This window comes from Falsiroseomonas sp. (assembly GCF_030695085.1).
Lineage (GTDB): Bacteria > Pseudomonadota > Alphaproteobacteria > Acetobacterales > Acetobacteraceae > Falsiroseomonas.
In genome coordinates, this window is record NZ_JAUYTS010000147.1 from 12,242 (window position 1) to 29,206 (window position 16,965).

Here is a 16,965-nt window from a genome sequence, read left to right on the forward strand (position 1 = left end):
GGAGGACGCCCGCGACGCGCGGCCGAAGGACGCCTGAGACGATGGACCCCGCCTACCTCGCCGAATGGGCGAACCTGCTGATCCGCTGGCTGCACCTGATCACCGGCATCGCCTGGATCGGCACCAGCTTCTATTTCATCGGCCTGGACAACCAGCTGGACCCGCCGCGGGATGGCAACCCCCTGGTGAAGGGGGAGCAATGGTCGATCCATGGCGGCGGCTTCTACCACAAGCAGAAATACGCCAACGCCCCGGCCAGCCTGCCGGAGAAGCTGCACTGGTTCAAATGGGAGGCGTATTGGACCTGGATCAGCGGGTTCGGCCTGTTCATGCTGATCTATTGGGGCCAGGCCAGCACCTATCTGGTGGACCCGGCGGTGATGGACCTCTCGCCCGGCGTCGCGGTGGCGATCTCGGCCGCCATGCTAGTGGCGGGGTGGGTGGTCTATGACCTCGCCTGCCGCTCGAAATGGGGGGAGAACGAGACCTGGCTCTCGGCCTTCGGCGTGGGCCTGCTGGTGGTGGCGTCCTTCGCCGCCTGCCACATCTTCTCCGGCCGCGGCGCCTTCCTGCAGATCGGCGCGATGACCGGCACGATCATGGTGGCGAATGTCGCCATGGTCATCATCCCGGGCCAGCGGAAGATGGTGGCGGCGATGCAGGCGGGGCAGGTGCCGGATGCCAAGTATGGCCGCTGGGGAAAGCAGCGCAGCGTCCACAACACCTACCTGACCCTGCCCGTGCTGTTCCTGATGATCAGCCCGCATTACCCGATGACCTGGGGGTCCGAATGGAACTGGGTTGTGCTCCTGGGCATCACGCTGGCCGGCGCGCTGGTGCGGCAGTTCTTCGTGCAGCGCCAATTCGGCCGCAACCCGCTGGCGCTGCCCGCCGCGGCCGCGGTGGTGGTGGGTGTCATGGCCTTCGCGCTGATGCCGGCCCGCACGCCGGCCGGCGGGCCGGCGCCGGCCTTCGCCGAGGTCGAGGGCATCATGGCCGCGCGCTGCGCGTCCTGCCACGCCGCCCGGCCGACGCAGGAAGGCTTCGTCGAGGCGCCGAAGGGCGTGCGGCTGGATGAGCCGGGGCAGATCCGCCGCTGGGCGCAATCCATCCGCCAGCAGGTGGCGACGGAGGCGATGCCGCCCGGCAACCTGACCGAGATCACGGCGGAGGAACGCGCCAGCCTGATCGCCTGGGTGGCCGCCGGGGCACCGCGCGAATGAAGCCCTCCGCGCTGACCACACACATCCTGAATACCGCCAGCGGCGGGCCGATGGCGGGCGTGACGGTGGAACTGTTCCGCCACGATGCCACCGGCCCGGTGAAGCTGACGCAGGCGGTGACTAACGCCGATGGTCGCACCGATGCGCCGCTGCTCGGCCCGGACAGTTTCGCGCCGGGCACCTATGAGCTTCGCTTCCATATCGGCGCGCATTTCGGCGGGGCGGGGTTCCTGGATGTGGTGCCGATCGTGGTGCGGCTGGCGGCGGGGCAGGGGCACTACCACGTGCCGCTGCTCTGCTCGCCCTGGTCCTACGCGACCTATCGCGGAAGCTGAACGAACGCGCGCAGACAGCCGGCGTTGGTGCGGTCATGCAGACCGACCCTGGCCGCCTGACCCTGCCCGCGCTGCTGATCGGCTTCGCCCTCGGCGGCTTCCTGGACGGCATCCTGCTGCACCAGATCCTGCAATGGCACCATCTGCTGAGCGGCGTGACGGACCCCGCCGATCTCCGCTTCCACATGCTCTGGGACGGTGTTTTCCACGCCGCCCACTACCTGCTGGGCTTCGCCGGCCTGTGGCTGCTGCTGGCCCGCCGCTGCCACGCCGCCGCCTCGGGCGCCGGGCGGGTGCTGGTCGCCGCCTGCCTGATCGGCTTCGGCGCCTGGCATATCCTGGATGCGGTGCTCAACCACTGGATCCTCGGCCTGCACCGGATCCGGGACGGTTCGCCCAATGCGCTGGCGTGGGACCTTCTGTTCTTCGGCCTGGGCGTGGTGACGGTGGCGCTCGGCGCCTGGCTGCGCCGCCGGGATGGCGGGCCGGGCGGGCGTGCCATCGCGGCGGGGCTGGCCTGCTGCGTCCTGGCCGGCGCCCCCGCCGCCGCGCTGCCACCGCGGGAGGTGGACCCGGTGATGCAGCTGTCCGCCGGCGGGTTGTTGCCCGCCTTCTGCGCCGCCTGGACCCGGACCGAGGCGCCTCGCTGACCCGCGACTTGCCCGCGGCGCGGCGCCGGGCCAGTTTCGGCGCCACGATTCGGGATGGAACAGCACATGGCCAGCGCAACAGGCATCAAGGTCGCCATCATCGGTGCCGGCACCATGGGCCACGCTTTGGCGCTGGTCTTCGCGCTGGGCGGGCATGAGGTGCGGCTGACCGACAGCAGCATGGCGACGCTCGACAAGGCTGGCGGGCTGATGGAGACGGCGCTGGAGACTCTGGTTGTGGCCGGCGAGGCCCCGCGCGAGGCCGATGCCGATTGGCTGCACCACGCCGTGACGCGCCTGCCCGTATTGGCGGAGGCGCTGGAAGACGCCGATTTGGTGCTGGAGGCGATCATCGAGCAACCGGACGCCAAGCGCGCCTTGTTCGAGGAGGTGGACCGCCTGGCCCCTGCCCAGGCGATCATCGCCAGCAACACCAGCTACCTCGACCCGTTTCCGCTCATTCCGGCCCGCCGCCAGGGCCGCGCGCTGATCATGCATTGGTACACGCCGCCCTATCTGGTGGATCTGGTGGACATCGTCGGTGGCCCGGAATGCGACCCGGCGGTGGTGAGCTTTGCCGTGGATCTGTGCCGCGCCATGGGCAAGCGCCCCGTGGTGATGCGGAAATTCGTGCCCGGCTACATCGCCAACCGCGTGCAATCCGCCATCGCGCTGGAAGTGCAGAAGCTGCTGGATGAAGGCGTCGCCACCGCATCCGAGATCGACACCGCGATCATCGAGGGCATTTCGCTGCGCCTGCCGATCCTGGGCGTGCTGGCCAAGGCGGATTTCACCGGCCTCGCCTTCACCCAGACCAGCCTGGCCAACCGCATGTACGCGCCGCCGCCGGTGCGCGGGCAATGCGATGCGGTGGATGCGCTGGTGGCGGAAGGCCGCACCGGCGTGATGGCCGGCGCCGGCTTCTATGACTGGCCGGGCGCCACGGCGGATGTGCTGGAAGACCGGGACCGCCGGCTGCTCGCGCTGAAACGCGCGCTGCGGCAGATCGGCACGTTGGCAGGGGAGGGACGCGACCAATGATCACCTACGATCTTCGGGGCAAGGCGGCGCTGGTCACGGGCGGTGCCTCCGGCATCGGGCTGGCCACCGCGACGCTGCTGGCGCGCAGCGGTTGCGATGTGGCGATCAATTTCCTGGCCGGCGATGCGCGCGGGGCGGAGTCCGTCGCGCGCCTGCAGGCCGAGACCAATGCGCGCATCCTGCCGGCGCCCGGCAGTGTGGCGGATGCGGCGGATGCGGCGCGGATGGTGGGGCAGGCGGTGGCCGAGCTCGGCCGGCTCGACTACCTGGTGAACAATGCCGGCACGCCTGGCACGCCCACCGCCATCGCGCCGCATGATTTCGACCGGCTGACGGAAGAGCTGTGGGATGCGGTGCTGGAGGTGAATCTCCGCGGCGTGTTCCGCTGCGCCAAGGCGGCCGGGCCGGCGTTGCGCGCGGCGGGGGGCGCGATGGTCAACATCGCCTCCATCGCCGGCATCAATTCGGCTGGGTCCTCGATGGCCTATGGCGCCACCAAGGCGGGTGTCATATCGCTGACCAAGAATTTGGCACGCGGCCTGGCGCCGGAGGTGCGGGTGAACGCCGTGGCGCCAGGCGCCGTTGACAGCACCTGGATGATTGAATGGACGGAGGAACAGCGCCGATCCTCGATCGAGGGCGCGCTGCTCAAGCGCCGCTGCACGCCGGAGGATCTGGCGGAGGTCATCGTGTTCCTGCTCGCCGGCGCCGCCATGGTCACCGGCCAGACGGTGGTGGTGGATGGCGGGCTGACGACCTGATCAGTCGGCGGCTAGTGCCTGCGGCGTCGCGCGGAAGCGCGGCGCCACTTCCTCCATGAACAGGCGCAGTGACCGTGCGGCAAGTTCGGCCGGCATCGGACCGAGGCGGAAACTGCCGATGACGCCGCCGATGCCGGTGGCCTCGATCTCCGCCATCCGCGCCGCGACGGTGGCGGGGGACCCTGCGATCAGAGCCTTCTCCGGGTCCACGCGCGCGGGCGGCACCGTTTCCTTCTTCATGATGATGCCCTGCTCGCGGTAGATCTTTTCGCGCAGCGATTTCCGCTGTTCCTGCATGGCGATGAAGTTGGGCACCGCGATGCGCTGCGCCTCCGCATCCGTCTCGGCGACGAAGATGTTGCGCCAGCACCAGCTTTCCTGAAGGCAGGCTTCCACCTGCTCCGCACTGAATCCTGATTCCGCCATGGTGGCGCGGTACTGCAGCAGGCGGTCGCGCGTCGTCTCCAGCGACTGCACATTCATCAGGAAAGGCACGCCACGCCGCGCCAGATGCAGCGCACCGGCCTCCGAGGACGCCGCGCGGATTACATAGGGATGCGGCTTGGTGAAGGGCGTGGGCCGCAGGCGCGGGATGTTGAGGGTCCAGTGCTTCCCCTCATGCCGCATGCCCTCGGGGCTGGTCCAGGCCTTGAGCATGATGCCCTCGGCTTCCTCGTAGCGTTCCAGCGCTTCCTCCGCCGGAATGCCATAGCCCTGGTATTCGTACACGTTGTAGGCCGTGCCGCGCCCGAGGCCGACGATGACGCGGCCGCGGGAGAGATTATCGAGCAGCGACATCTGCTCCGCCAGCCGCGTCGGGTGATGCAGCGAGACCTGCGCGACCGCGAAGCCCACCTTGATGCGCTTGGTCGCCGAGAGGATCGCGGCGGCGAAGGTCACCGGGTCGACATATGCGCAATTGCCATCGAAGTGATGCTCGGCGAGCCACACAACCTCGAAACCCAGCTCCTCACAGAGCAGCGCCTCATCCATCGCCTCGCGGATCGCATCCGCGTCGCGATCGGGGTCGCGGCTTTCGGGGAACAGGAAATTGCTGAAGCGCAGCATGCGGCGGCTCCTGACCATCAGCGGAAACCGTAGCCAGCGACTTACAATGCTGCAACCTAATCCTTGCATCGCGGGAATGTGCGGATGTTAGGATGTGCGCTCCCCATGCGGAGGTTCCTGCCTTGCCACAGCGCCGCAGCCTTCTCGCCGCCAGCCTCGCCTTGCCCGCCCTCATCTCCCGCGCCCATGCGCAGGATCGTCCGGCGCAGTTGCTCGTCGGCTTCACGCCTGGCGGGAATATCGACCTTGCCGCGCGCATGGCGGCCCCCTTCTTCGCCAAGTATCTCGGCCATCCGGTCATCGTGGTGAACCGCCCCGGCGCCGGGGGCATGATCATGCTGAACGAACTGGCCGCCGCCGCGCCGGATGGCCGCACCGCCGCGCTGGTGTCCTTTCCCGCGCTGGTGACCGCGCTGTTCGACAACACGCCGCGCTACACGGTGGACAGCTTCGCCTATGTCGGGCTGCTGACCGATGAGCCCTACACCATCTTCGTCGGCCCTAACTCGCCCTACAGGACGCTGCCTGAACTCGTGGAGGCCGCGCGGGCGCAGCCGGAGACGGTGACGATGGCCGGTGCCGGGGTCGGCAGCGCGCCGCATCTGGCGCTGATGCAACTGGAACGCGCGGCCGGGGTGCGCTTCACCTGGGTGCCGACGCCGGGCGCGGGCCAGGCGATGCAGCTTGTCCAGGGCGGGCATGTGGCGGGGTCCATCTCAACCGTCAGCCTGACCGTGCGCGCGCATATCCAGGGCGCGCTGCGCGTATTGGCGCTGATGTCCGAAAACCGCTGGGACCGCGCACCGGATCTGCCGACGACCGGGGAGGGCGGCTGGAAGCTGGAAGCCGGTTCCGCCCGCGGCTTCGCGCTGCCCGCCGCCACGCCCGCGCCCATCATCCAGCGCTGGGAGGATGCGGTGCGCCAGACCGCGCAGGATCCGGAGTTCAAGGCGCTGACCGACCGCGACTACCTGATCCTGCGCTACATGGACCGCGCCACGATGACCGCCTTCGTGCAACGCGAACATGCGGCCTATGGCGCGATCTGGCGCAGCACGCCCTGGAAGCAGTCCTAATACACCGCGGCGATACACTCGATCTCGAGCAGGAACTCCGGCACCGGCAGCGCGGCGACCACGCAGGTGGTGCGCGCCGGCAGCGCATCGGCGGGGAAGGCCTCGGCATAGAGCCGGTTCATCTCCGCCACGTCACCGGCACGCGTCAGCAGCACATTCGCCTTCAGGATGCTCCGCATGTTGCTGCCGCCCTCGGTCAGCGCGCGTTGCAGATTGCCGATGACGATCGCGAATTGCGCCGCGAAATCATCCTTCGGCACCCCATCCGGCCCCATCGGCCCAATCCCGGAGACATAGAGCGTGGCGCCATGCCGGACGGAGATGGCGAAGGGCGGGTAGGGGCGGCCGCCGGCGGGCGGCATGAATCGGCTGATTTCGGGCATGGCGCGGGTTCCTTCTCTGGACGCGGCAGGGATGCGCGTTCCACCATGGAGAGGCAACAGCCGAAGGTCGCACGATATGCCGCAGGTCGATACAGCCCGCTTCCTGAAGGACCTGCACGAGCTGCGAAAGATCGGTGCCTACAAGACCGGCGTGCACCGCCCGACCTTCTCGCCGGAGGATATGGAAAGCCGCCGCTGGCTGATGGACCGCATGGCGGAATGTGGGCTGGAGCCGTCCATCGACGGCATCGGCAACGTCATCGGCCGCCATCCCGGGCCGGGCCCGAAGCTGCTGGTGGGCAGCCATATCGAAAGCCAGAACCAGGCCGGTTGGCTGGATGGTGCGTTGGGCGTGATGGCGGGCGTGGCGCTGGCGCGCAGCGGCCTGCCGGTGGATGTCATCGCCTTCGCCGATGAGGAAGGCCACTACGGCGGCTTCATCGGCAGCCGCAGCTTCATCGGCGAGCTGCCGGAGGACGAAATCGACCGGCTGGCCAACCGCTACCATGGCAAGCCGCTGCGCCAGGCGCTGCGCGAGGCGGGGCTGGAGGGGCTGCCCCGGATTCAGCTGGAGCCCGGCCGTCACAAGGGTTTTCTCGAATTGCATATCGAGCAGGGCACGCAGCTGGAATCGGCCGCGCAGCAGGTCGGCGTGGTCACCGGCATCGTCGCGATCTGGCAGTGGCGCATTCTCATCGAGGGCATGCAGGATCATGCCGGGGGCACCACCATGGCGGAGCGCCGCGACGCCGGGCTGACGGCCGTGCGCCTGCTGGCGATGCTGGATGAACGCATGCCCTTCGCCTGCGGCCCGCGCAGCACCTGGACCTGCGGCCGCATCAGCCTCGACCCCGGCGCCGCTTCCATCATCCCGGGCAGCGCGGAGGTACTGTTCCAGTTCCGCGATGTGGAGCAGCCGATGCTGGACCGCATGGAAGCCTGCCTGCGCGCCTGCGTGCAGGAGGCCAATCGCCGCGAACGCTGCACGGTGAAGCTGGAGGCGCTGAGCCTGTCCAAGCCCGCGCTTTGCGACACGGCGATGCAGGCAGCGCTGGCCGCGGCGGCCGAGGACCTGGCCCCCGGCGCCTGGCGCCACATGCCATCCGGCGCGGGGCATGACGCGCAATACATGGCGAAGGTGATGCCCGCCGCCATGCTGTTCTCCCCCTCCATCAATGGCATCAGCCACCATTGGGCGGAGGATACGAAGGACGAGGACCTCGCGAAATGCGTCGAGGTGCTGGCGGCGGGCGTGGCGCGTTATCTCGGCAACAACGCGCCGGTGGGGTAAAACGCCGTCCCCCACCCCGACCCTCCTCCGCAAAGGCGGGGGAGGGAGAAGCTAACTGAGCAGCGTCTCCGCCAGCCGCAGCAGCGAACCGCCCGGCTGGCGCAGCGCCTCCAGCACCCGGAAGTGATCGGCGCCCGGAATCGGTACCAGCGGGCCGGGCGCATGGGCGGCGCTGCGCAGCGCGTGGAAGTCGCGGCTGTGGCGCACCAGCTCCGGCAGTTCCGCGGTGCCATAGGCGATGGCGAGTGGCTTGTGCACCACGGGCCGGCGCATCGGCGAAAGCTCCGCGATCTCGGCCTCGGTCAGCTTCAGCGCGGCGTTCAGGTAGGTGTCGCGGATCGGCGCCAGTTCGAAGATGCCGGAAATCGCCAGCCCGGCCGTCACCGCCGGATGCTCCAGGGCGAGTGCCGTCAGATGCCCGCCGGCGGACCAGCCGGAGGCGACCAGCGGCCCCGCAATCCCATGCTGCGCGCCATGCGCCGAAAGCCAATCGAGCCCCCGGTGGATCTGCCAGGCGATCTGCGTCAGGGATGCCGCCGGTGCCAGTGTGTAGCCGTTGAAGGCGACGGACCAGCCCATCGCCAGCGCCCCCTCCGCGAGGTGGGAAAAGTTCTCGCGGCGGTTGCGCTGCCAGTAGCCGCCATGGATGAAGACCAGGCAGGGCGCGGCCGGGTCGTTGCCGGGGAACAGGTCCCACGCCTCCCGCTCGCCCTCGCCATAGGCCAGGTCGAGATGTCCGGGATTTGCGGCGCGAAACGCCTCCGCCGCCGCATCGCGCTCGGCCATCAGCGCGGTGCTGTCGGCCACGGCCTCGGCATTGTTGTAGGCGGCGTCGCGTTCCGCCTGGCTGGCGGCGGCCCAGAAGGCGGGCAGCGCGTTCATGGCGTCAGCACGCGGATCGGCGCATCGGCCAGATAGGCCTCGATCGCCTCCACCGCGCCGGTGAAATACGCGCCGAAATTCTGCCGCGAGACATAGCCGAGATGCGGCGTTAGCAGCGTGTTCGGGCAGGACATCAGCGGGTGGTCCAGCGGCAGCGGCTCGCGGTCGAACACATCCAGCCCGGCGCCGGCGATGCGGCCCTCGCTCAGCGCCGCGATCAGCGCGGGCTGGTCGATCAGCGGGCCGCGGCTGGTGTTCACGATGTAGGCGGTGGACTTCATCGCCGCCAATTCGCTGGCGCCGACAATGCCGCGGGAGCGATCCGACAGGATCATGTGCAGCGTCACCACATCCGCCTGCGCGAACAGCTCCGCCTTCTCCACCCGCGTCGCACCGACCGCGGCGGCGGCTTCCGCCGTCAGGTTCTGGCTCCAGGCGATGGTCTTCATGCCGAAGGCCTGGCCCACCCTGGCCACGCGGGTGCCGAGCTTGCCGAGGCCGAGGATGCCCAGCGTCAGCCCCTCCGCCGCCGTGCCGACGCTGTTGGGCGCGCCCTTGGCCTGCCAGGTGCCGGCGCGCAGGCTGGCGGTCTGGGCCGGCAGGTCGCGCAGCAGGCCGAGGATCAGGCCCCAGGTGATATCCACGGTGGGCGCGCCGCTGCTGGGCGTGCCGCAGACGGTGATGCCCTGGGCATTGGCGGCGGCGACGTCGAAGGCGCGGTTGCGCTCCCCGGTCGTCATCAGCAGCTTCAGATTGGGCAGGCGCTTCAGCAGCGCGGCGGGGAAGGGCGTGCGCTCACGGATGCCGAGGATGGCGTCGAAGGGCAGCAGGCGGGCCACCAGCGCATCCTGGTCGGCCAGGGCATCCTCGAACACCTCGATCTTCAGGCCAGGCGGCAGCCTGTCCCAGGGTCCCATTTCCCGGGCTACGCCCTGAAAATCATCGAGGATCGCCAGCCTGTTCAGCGTTGCCATGCCGTCTGCTTCCTTCCGGATCGGTTGGAGCCGAATTGCGGGCAGCGGCGCCGTGTCGTCAATGGGGCGCTACGAGGTCCCAGCGGATGCTGCGGCCGGGACGGATCGGCAGCAGGCCGGGCGGCTGGTCGCCGGGTGCGCCGTCGGCGGCGCGAAGCTGGACGGCGCAGGGGGTGAACAGCAGCGCCACCTGCTCCGCCGCCATGCCATCCAGCCCATCCGGCAGCGCGCCCCGGAAAGCGGCGGCGTGCGCGGCCGCGAGGGCCGGCACCGGCACCCGCACCTCCAGCCTGCGGGCCACGGGCGGTGGCGGTGGCATGTCGAGCCGTGGTGCCTCGCCAGGCAGCAGCAGCGCGAAGCTGCCATCGGCATCGGTCCAGGTCACCAGCCGCACCGGCTGGCCGTGCAGCAGGGTGGTGCATTCCAGGCGGCCAAGCGCGATGCCGCGGCCCTGCTGGTCCCGCAGCCGCCCGATCACCGCCGTCATCCCATCCGGCACCGCGCGGCTGGGCGAGGGGCGCAGGCGGATCGAGACCCGAAGCGGCGCCCCGCGCCCCGCTGCCCCGCCCCCCAAAGCCCCGTATTGCGATGCCTCGCCTGGCGGGGAGGCCGTCGGCCGGACCGGGAAGCGGGAGGGGACCACCACGGTCAATGCCCCGGGCAGGTAGCGGCGCTGCGGGTCCGTGACCAGGATGCGGCGCGGGCCGGGCGGCAGGTCCCGCAGGGAGGTGAGGCCGGTGGCGGAATCGAAGCCGTGCTCGGCGCTGGCGATCCCCATCGCCTGCAGGCGTAGCCCGGCAATGGCGGGCAGGGCGCCCGGCCTGCCTTCCGCCACATAGCGCAGGGCATGGACGGACAGCACCGGCTGCGCCAGCGCAGCAGGCGGTGGCGCCAGGCGCCAGGCCGGGAGAAGGCCGGTGGCGCTCATGCGGGACAGGGCCTGCCGGCGTGGTTCATCCGATCCTCATCACGGGGCAAGTCCAAAGGCTAACGGCTGGAGCAAATCGCCGCAACCTTCGGTTGTCCGGTGGCGTCAGGGCACAAGTATCGCGGTCGCGGCCTGCTGCAGTACATCCGGAAGCGGTGTCGGCCGGCGCTGCGTCGCGCGATCCACATAGACATGCACGAAATGCCCCTCCGCGCTTACCTGCTGGCCTGCTTCGCGGAAGATGCCGATGCCGTAGCGGATGGAGGTAGTGCCCACGCGTTCCACCCGCAGCCCGGCGGTCACGGCGTCCGGGAAGGCGATGGGTGCGTGGAAGCGGCATTGGGTCTCCACCACAACCCCGATCACCGGGCTGTCCACCAGGTTGATGGCACCGGTGCCGAGCAGGAAGCGCGCCACCACCGTATCGAAATAGGAGTAATAGGTCACGTTGTTGATTGCGCACGACTAGCTCTCCCAACCGCCCGGGTGATCCGTCGGCTGGTTCAGGAAAGGATGTTGCGCCTTCACACACGTCGTGAAGTTCCCCATCATTGCGTGCATGGAAGCCGCCATAGGGACGCTCGAACGGATTCTATCCACCGTTTCCACGCTGGTTTGCGGCGCCATAGCGCTCGCCGCATGGGTAGTGCTTGATGTTGTCCCCTCAGATCACCGTTGGATCGCTCAAGTGGTCATGTGGCTATTCGGCCTTGTGGCCGTAGCCAAGAGCATCGAGACCGGTATGCGTGCCTTCGTTCGCTGGCGCGTGCGGCAGGCGGCGGAGAAGCGACGGAGAGAGAGGGATGCAGCTTCGCTCGCAGAAGCAATCCTCCGCGCAGAAGAACGCAAGGCAGAGGTCGAGCGTGAGGCACGCGCCGCGATGGAACAAGCCGAAGCGCTGCGTCGGGAGGAAGATGAGAAGAGGGCTGCCATCCTACGACGCCTCGAATATCTGAGCCTCGCTGAGCTGACGCTCTTTGACGAGGCTATCCAGAAGCGCCAGCAAACCGTCGTAGAATCGGTTCTATCGCCCTTGCCGAAAGGGCTCGCCCAGAAGCATCTACTTCTACCTCCTGCGGGAACGCAGGTTACTGCGGGCTACGGCAACTTGCCGTGGCTGATCCCCGACTTCGTCTGGGAAGAGCTATTGAAACGCGAGAAGGACATCGCTCGAAGGCTTCGCGAAGCAAGCAAGGCCGCTCGGGGATGACATCGCTGATCAGGTGCTACGTCAACACCTCTAACGCCACGCGCAGAAGCGGTGGCACGGGCACCGGGCGGCCAGTGTCGCGGGCGACGTAAACGTGGGTGAAGCGGCCCTCAGCCGCCGCTTCTTCATCACCCGCTCCAAAGACAGCTAAGTCGTAGCGGACCGAGGTGTTGCCGAGATGGGCAAGTCGCATGCCGACCAACACGTTCTGCGGGTAGGTAAGGGGTTTGCGGTAGCTGCATGCCGTTTCGACCACGAGGCCGATGGCTTCGCTGGCCGCGATGTCGAGCGCACCCACCGAGATGAGCCAGCGGTTCACCGCAGTGTCAAAAAATCCATAGAAAACAACGTTGTTTATGTGCCCATAGGCATCGTTATCCGACCAGCGCGTCGTGATCGTGCAATGGTGCGGGAAATCCGACAGGCGGGCTGGCGGCTTGCGCTCGGTCATGTTCGGTCCCTTACGCCCGCGTCACACCATCGGGGTAATGTGTTGACGTGGCCGTAGATGTCGTTGTCCATCCAGCGGGTCGGGATATCCAGGAAGAAACGGTAATCCGTCCGTTCCGGCAGCTTCTTGGTCATCACGCGCTCCGCCCATCCGCGCGGTATGGAACAACAGCGCCGCGGCCGGGTGAAGGGGTTCCCGGTCCGATTCGGACTTCACGCCGCATCGCAGATTCGGGCGCCAAGCGCCTGCAAAGTGTCATGCCTGCGTGAGAAGGCTTCGCGCTCTGTCCCGGGGCCGGTATAGAGCAGGATTACGCCGCCCCTCCCTTCGATCCTGCACCTCCTGGCCCGGGAAATCCCCCCTCGCGATGTCCGCCGCGCCCCAGCCTTCCGCCTCGCGCCTCGAACCCTTCCGCCTGCGGGGGGCGAATTTCAATCTGCTGGTGATGCGGCTGCTGGATCATCGGGTGGAGGCCCTGGTGCCGGCGCTGGGCGACCAGTTCCGCCGTGCCCCTGGCTTCCTGCGCTTCGCCCCCGTGGTGATCGGGCTGGACGACATTCCCGCACGGCCGGAGGAGGTGGATTTCGCCGCCCTGGTGCAGGGGCTGCGCGCCATCGAGATCGTGCCGATCGGCACCACCGGCGGCACGCATGAGATGCGGATCGCCGCCCAGGGCGCCGGCCTGCCGCCGCTGCGCCAGGCCGGTGGCGCGCGGGAGGAAGACCTGCCGATGGCGCCCCCCGGCGCGCCCATGCCCCCGCCGCCCCCCGCCCCGCCGCAAACCGCGCCACCCGCCGAGGCCCCCGCGCTGCGCGCCGCCATGGTGGTGGACCAGCCGGTGCGCGCCGGCCAGCGCATCTGGGCGCAGGGCACCGACCTGATCATCGTCGGCACGGTGAATCGCGGGGCGGAAGTGATCGCGGATGGCAACATCCACGTCTATGGCCGCCTGCTCGGCCGCGCCATCGCCGGCGGCCAGGACAATGCGGAAGCGCGGGTCTTCGCGCTGAATTTCGACCCGGAACTCGTCTCCATCGCCGGCTATTACGCGGTGCGGGAAGGGCTGGGGGAGGCACCGATCGGCAAGACCGTGCAGGCGCGGCTGGTCGGCGAGCATATGCGGTTCGACCCCGTCGGCTGAAAGCCGACCGGGTTTGTTCCCTGGCGGCTGAAGCTGCCGAGGTTCTTTTGGAATGGTTGCGGCGCGCCCCACGGGGTCGCGGTTGATGGGGGTCAGCATGGCGGAAATCATCGTGGTCACGTCGGGCAAGGGGGGGGTCGGCAAGACGACATCGTCCGCCGCCATCGCCACCGGCCTGGCGCAGCGTGGCAAGAAGACCGTGGTCATCGATTTCGATGTCGGGCTGCGCAACCTCGACCTGATCATGGGCGTCGAGCGGCGCGTGGTGTTCGACATCGTCAACGTCATCAGCGGCGAGGCGCGGTTGAACCAGGCGCTGATCCGCGACAAGCGCGTCGACACACTCTCGATCCTGCCGGCCAGCCAGACGCGGGACAAGGACGCGCTGACCAAGGAAGGCGTCGGCAAGATCATCGAGGAACTCTCGAAGGATCACGACTTCATCGTCTGCGACAGCCCGGCGGGTATCGAGAAGGGCGCGCTGCTGGCGCTGTACTTCGCCGATCAGGCGATCATCGTGACGAACCCGGAGGTCTCCTCCGTCCGCGACAGCGACCGCATCCTGGGCGTGCTGCAATCCAAGTCGAAGCGGGCGGAAGACAAGCGCGAGCCGGTGCGCGAGCATCTGCTGGTGACGCGCTACGATCCGAACCGCGTCGAGAAGGGGGAAATGCTGAAGCTGGAGGATATCCGGGAAATCCTGGCCATCCCGCTGCTCGGCGTAATCCCGGAAAGCGAAAGCGTGCTGAAGGCGTCCAACACCGGCAATCCGGTGATCATGGACCAGGAAAGCGCCGCCGGTCAGGCCTACAAGGATGCAGTCGGGCGCTTCCTGGGCGACAAGATCGAGCATCGCTTCCTGGAGCCGGCCAAGAAGGGCCTGTTTTCACGTCTGTTCGGGGGGAGGGCGGCATGAGCTGGCTCGCTGATCTCTTCAAGGGCCGCAAGCCCGAGCCGCCGCAAAGCGCCAGCAACGCCAAGGAACGGCTCCAGATCGTCCTGGCGCATGAGCGCATCGGGCGGACGCGGGAGGATTTCCTGCCGAAGCTGCAGATGGAGATCGTGGCGGTGGTGGCGCGCTATGTCGCCATCGATCCGGGCCGGGTGAATGTCTCGCTGGATCGGGGCGGGGACATGTCCACGCTCGCCATCGAGATCGATCTGCCCGGCCCGCCCGCCACCGCCAACCGGCGCGCCGCGGCGGGCTAGAGGATCGCGCGGCGCAGGATGCGGATGGCCTCGGCCACGCCATCCTCGCCCGCCATCTGCGCCGCGAGGCGACCGGCCGCTTCCCGCATTGCCGGGTCGCTGACCGCCTGGCGCATGGCGGCCGCCAGGGCCTCGGCAGTGAGCGCACGCTGGTGGATCGGCGCCGGTCCCACACCCAGCGCCTGCACCCGCCGGCCCCAGAAGGGCTGGTCACCGAAGAAGGGGCACACGACGGTGGGGCAGCCGGCGCGCAGCCCGGCATCCGTGGTGCCCGCGCCGCCATGATGCACCACCGCCGCCATGCGCGGGAACAGCCAGCCATGCGGCGCGCCCTGGATCACATGCAGTCCCGGCCGTGGCGAATCGAGCGCCAGCCCGCCCCAGCCGGTTGAGATCACGCCGCGCTGCCCGGCCAGCGCCAGCGCCTCCGCCACCAGCCGACCCATCCGCGCGGCGTCTTCCGTCGGCAGGCTGCCGAAGCCCACATGCACCGGCGGCGGCCCGGCGGCCAGGAAGGCGGCCAGGGCCGGTGGCGGGGTCCAATCCTGCGGCGTCGGCAGCACCCAGGGGCCGGTCACATGGGTGCGCGCATCCCAATCCGCGGGCCGCATCACCAGCACCGGGCTGTAGGCGTGCAGCCGCCCGGCCGCCGCCGCGCCGCGCCCGGCGGGTGGCAGGCCCAGCACCTTCTGCCGCCAATCGCGCAGCGGCTGCCGGGCGATACGCTCCGCCGCCCGCAGCATCAGCGCATGGCTCGCCCAGTTCAACGGGCCGAGTTCGGCGAAGGGCAGCAGCGGGGAAGGGAAGGCAGCCGTGGGTGCCAGCGCCGGCAGTGGCAGCGCCACAAAGCCCGGGATGCCGAGGCGTTCCGCGATATGCGGCCCGCCCAGCGCCTTCGGGTGCCAGACCAGCAGCGCGGCCCCCTGCGCCGCCGCCCACTGCGCGTCCAGCAGCCGGCGGAACATCGGCCCGCGCCCACGCATCAGGCGCAGCGCCGCCCACAGCCTGTGCCGGCCGGAAATCGCCGCCTGGCCTTCCGGCGTATCGATCAGCGCCAGCATCTCGCCCGGCAGCGGCGCGAAGGCCACGCCCGCCTGCTCCACCTCCGCCTGGAAGCGGGGCGCGGTGGCCAGGCGCACGGCGAAGCCTGCCGCTTGCAGGCCGCGGGCGAGCGCCAGGAAGGGCTGCACATCGCCGCGCGTGCCCAGCGTCTGCAATACGATCAACCTGTCTTCCCCGCGCATGGCACATCCTCGCGCGCCAGGGTTTTGCCGCCCAGGGCCGATGCCCATATCCGGCGCATGATCACCCTATCCGTCCTCGACCTCTCGCCCATCCCCGAAGGCAGTGATGCCGGGCAGGCGCTCCGCAACTCCGCCGATCTGGCGCGGCATGCGGAGCAGCTTGGCTACAACCGCTTCTGGATGGCCGAGCATCACAACATGCCGGGCATCGCGAGTGCGGCGACGGCGGTGGCACTGGCGCATGTCGCGCATGGCACCAGCCGCATCCGCATCGGTGCCGGCGGCGTGATGCTGCCGAACCACGCGCCGCTGCTGGTGGCGGAGCAGTTCGGCACGCTGGCCGCGCTGCATCCCGGCCGCATCGACCTCGGCCTTGGCCGCGCCCCGGGCACGGATGGCCATGCCGCGCAGGCGATGCGCCGCAACCTGCATGCGGATGTGGACTACTTCCCGCGCGACGTGATGGAGCTGCTGGCCTATTTCGAGCCCGTCCAGCCGGGCCAGGCGGTGCAGGCGGTGCCCGGCGCCGGGTTGGCGGTGGAGGCCTGGATCCTTGGTTCCTCGACCTATGGCGCGCAATTGGCGGCGATGATGGGGCTGCCCTACGCCTTCGCGTCGCATTTCGCGCCGACGCAGATGCGCGATGCGGTGGAGATCTACCGCGCCCGCTTCCGGCCCTCCGCCCGTTTGGCGGCGCCGCATGTGATGCTGGGCGTCAACGTCGTGGCGGCGGCGACCGATGCGGAGGCGCGCTTCCTGTACACCTCCCTGCAACAGGCCTTCGTGAACCTGCGGACCGGCCGCGCCGGCAAGCTGCCCGCGCCGATGGAGGGTTTCGCGGAACGGTTGGACCCGCGGGCGCAGGCGATGCTGGACAATGCGCTGTCCTGTTCCATCGTCGGCGGGCCGGAGACGGTGCGCCGGGGCCTCGCGGATTTCGTCGCCCGCACCGGCGCGGATGAGCTGATGGTGACGGCCCAGATCCACGACCATGCCGCGCGGCTGCGCTCCTTCGGCATCCTGGCGGAGGCGCGTGCGGCGGCGCCCGTTGCTGCCTGACGGGTTGATGCGCCGGGACGGCGGCGGGTCTGTCCGATA

At 69.3% G+C, this 16,965-nt stretch carries 21 protein-coding genes; 12 read left to right on the forward strand and 9 right to left on the reverse strand.

The genetic code is table 11. From position 1 onward, the window contains the following. Positions 1–41: 41 nt before the first annotated feature. The 5 genes from Q8S40_RS15775 (at position 42) to Q8S40_RS15795 (ending at position 4,010) form a co-directional block, all read left to right on the forward strand. Positions 42–1,223, forward strand: a complete 1,182-nt coding sequence (locus tag Q8S40_RS15775; protein ID WP_305671137.1) for a urate hydroxylase PuuD — start codon at positions 42–44, stop codon at positions 1,221–1,223. Then, the gene (uraH, locus tag Q8S40_RS15780; RefSeq protein ID WP_305671138.1) at positions 1,220–1,558 is read left to right on the forward strand and encodes a hydroxyisourate hydrolase; all 339 of its coding nucleotides are present in this window, start codon (positions 1,220–1,222) and stop codon (positions 1,556–1,558) included. The genes Q8S40_RS15775 and uraH overlap by 4 nt, the downstream gene beginning before the upstream one ends. A gap of 35 nt (positions 1,559–1,593) precedes the next feature. Further along, positions 1,594–2,208 (forward strand): DUF2243 domain-containing protein, encoded by a 615-nt coding sequence (locus Q8S40_RS15785; protein ID WP_305671139.1) that lies wholly within the window; start codon positions 1,594–1,596, stop codon positions 2,206–2,208. A gap of 66 nt (positions 2,209–2,274) precedes the next feature. Next, positions 2,275–3,249: a 3-hydroxyacyl-CoA dehydrogenase family protein gene (locus tag Q8S40_RS15790; RefSeq protein WP_305671140.1), complete on the forward strand. Its 975-nt coding sequence runs from the start codon at positions 2,275–2,277 to the stop codon at positions 3,247–3,249. Continuing rightward, a complete protein-coding gene (locus Q8S40_RS15795; RefSeq protein ID WP_305671141.1) occupies positions 3,246–4,010 on the forward strand; it encodes an SDR family NAD(P)-dependent oxidoreductase in 765 nt (254 codons plus the stop codon). The genes Q8S40_RS15790 and Q8S40_RS15795 overlap by 4 nt, the downstream gene beginning before the upstream one ends. Here Q8S40_RS15795 and Q8S40_RS15800 read toward each other — a convergent pair whose 3' ends face one another. Then, positions 4,011–5,078 (reverse strand): LLM class flavin-dependent oxidoreductase, encoded by a 1,068-nt coding sequence (locus tag Q8S40_RS15800; RefSeq protein WP_305671142.1) that lies wholly within the window; start codon positions 5,076–5,078, stop codon positions 4,011–4,013. 122 nt (positions 5,079–5,200) lie between these two features. Here Q8S40_RS15800 and Q8S40_RS15805 point away from each other — a divergent pair, with 122 nt between their 5' ends. Beyond that, positions 5,201–6,154 (forward strand): tripartite tricarboxylate transporter substrate binding protein, encoded by a 954-nt coding sequence (locus Q8S40_RS15805; RefSeq protein WP_305671143.1) that lies wholly within the window; start codon positions 5,201–5,203, stop codon positions 6,152–6,154. Here the strand turns inward: Q8S40_RS15805 and Q8S40_RS15810 are convergent. After that, the gene (locus Q8S40_RS15810) at positions 6,151–6,537 is read right to left on the reverse strand and encodes a RidA family protein (protein ID WP_305671144.1); all 387 of its coding nucleotides are present in this window, start codon (positions 6,535–6,537) and stop codon (positions 6,151–6,153) included. The genes Q8S40_RS15805 and Q8S40_RS15810 overlap by 4 nt on opposite strands. 76 nt (positions 6,538–6,613) lie before the next feature. On the opposite strand from Q8S40_RS15810, the gene Q8S40_RS15815 reads away from it, so the two are divergent. Continuing rightward, on the forward strand, positions 6,614–7,828 hold the full coding sequence (locus tag Q8S40_RS15815; RefSeq protein ID WP_305671145.1) for a Zn-dependent hydrolase: 1,215 nt from the start codon (positions 6,614–6,616) through the stop codon (positions 7,826–7,828). 51 nt (positions 7,829–7,879) lie between these two features. On the opposite strand, the gene Q8S40_RS15820 is transcribed toward Q8S40_RS15815, so the two are convergent. The 4 genes from Q8S40_RS15820 to Q8S40_RS15835 form a co-directional block, all read right to left on the reverse strand. Then, on the reverse strand, positions 7,880–8,710 hold the full coding sequence (locus Q8S40_RS15820) for an alpha/beta hydrolase (RefSeq protein ID WP_305671146.1): 831 nt from the start codon (positions 8,708–8,710) through the stop codon (positions 7,880–7,882). Then, positions 8,707–9,684 carry a D-2-hydroxyacid dehydrogenase family protein gene (locus Q8S40_RS15825; protein WP_305671147.1) on the reverse strand — a complete coding sequence of 326 codons (978 nt, stop codon included), beginning with the start codon at positions 9,682–9,684 and terminating at the stop codon, positions 8,707–8,709. Before Q8S40_RS15825 ends, Q8S40_RS15820 begins: the two co-directional genes overlap by 4 nt. Before the next feature lie 58 nt (positions 9,685–9,742). Next, positions 9,743–10,612, reverse strand: a complete 870-nt coding sequence (locus Q8S40_RS15830) for a hypothetical protein (RefSeq protein ID WP_305671148.1) — start codon at positions 10,610–10,612, stop codon at positions 9,743–9,745. Between the two features lie 105 nt (positions 10,613–10,717). Further along, positions 10,718–11,059 (reverse strand): thioesterase family protein, encoded by a 342-nt coding sequence (locus Q8S40_RS15835; RefSeq protein WP_305671149.1) that lies wholly within the window; start codon positions 11,057–11,059, stop codon positions 10,718–10,720. An 88-nt stretch (positions 11,060–11,147) separates the two neighbouring features. On the opposite strand from Q8S40_RS15835, the gene Q8S40_RS15840 reads away from it, so the two are divergent. Beyond that, positions 11,148–11,822 carry a hypothetical protein gene (locus tag Q8S40_RS15840; RefSeq protein WP_305671150.1) on the forward strand — a complete coding sequence of 225 codons (675 nt, stop codon included), beginning with the start codon at positions 11,148–11,150 and terminating at the stop codon, positions 11,820–11,822. 16 nt (positions 11,823–11,838) lie between these two features. Here the strand turns inward: Q8S40_RS15840 and Q8S40_RS15845 are convergent, their stop codons facing one another. Together Q8S40_RS15845 and Q8S40_RS15850 are read right to left on the reverse strand one after the other, a co-directional pair. Then, entirely contained in the window at positions 11,839–12,273 is a 435-nt protein-coding gene (locus Q8S40_RS15845; protein ID WP_305671151.1) for a thioesterase family protein, read from the reverse strand. Further along, complete coding sequence (locus tag Q8S40_RS15850) at positions 12,270–12,407, reverse strand: hypothetical protein (RefSeq protein ID WP_305671152.1); 138 nt, start codon at positions 12,405–12,407, stop codon at positions 12,270–12,272. The genes Q8S40_RS15845 and Q8S40_RS15850 overlap by 4 nt, the downstream gene beginning before the upstream one ends. A 233-nt stretch (positions 12,408–12,640) precedes the next feature. On the opposite strand from Q8S40_RS15850, the gene minC reads away from it, so the two are divergent. From minC to minE, 3 genes are all read left to right on the forward strand, one after another. Further along, positions 12,641–13,414, forward strand: coding sequence for a septum site-determining protein MinC (gene minC, locus Q8S40_RS15855; RefSeq protein ID WP_305671153.1), 774 nt, complete (start codon positions 12,641–12,643; stop codon positions 13,412–13,414). 97 nt (positions 13,415–13,511) lie between these two features. Continuing rightward, positions 13,512–14,330 (forward strand): septum site-determining protein MinD, encoded by an 819-nt coding sequence (gene minD, locus Q8S40_RS15860; RefSeq protein ID WP_304812052.1) that lies wholly within the window; start codon positions 13,512–13,514, stop codon positions 14,328–14,330. Next, complete coding sequence (minE, locus tag Q8S40_RS15865) at positions 14,327–14,623, forward strand: cell division topological specificity factor MinE (RefSeq protein ID WP_304812050.1); 297 nt, start codon at positions 14,327–14,329, stop codon at positions 14,621–14,623. The genes minD and minE overlap by 4 nt, the downstream gene beginning before the upstream one ends. Here minE and Q8S40_RS15870 read toward each other — a convergent pair. Further along, positions 14,620–15,867: a glycosyltransferase gene (locus Q8S40_RS15870; protein ID WP_305671154.1), complete on the reverse strand. Its 1,248-nt coding sequence runs from the start codon at positions 15,865–15,867 to the stop codon at positions 14,620–14,622. The genes minE and Q8S40_RS15870 overlap by 4 nt on opposite strands. A 57-nt stretch (positions 15,868–15,924) precedes the next feature. On the opposite strand from Q8S40_RS15870, the gene Q8S40_RS15875 reads away from it, so the two are divergent. Continuing rightward, complete coding sequence (locus tag Q8S40_RS15875; RefSeq protein ID WP_305671155.1) at positions 15,925–16,926, forward strand: LLM class flavin-dependent oxidoreductase; 1,002 nt, start codon at positions 15,925–15,927, stop codon at positions 16,924–16,926. Positions 16,927–16,965: the final 39 nt, after the last annotated feature.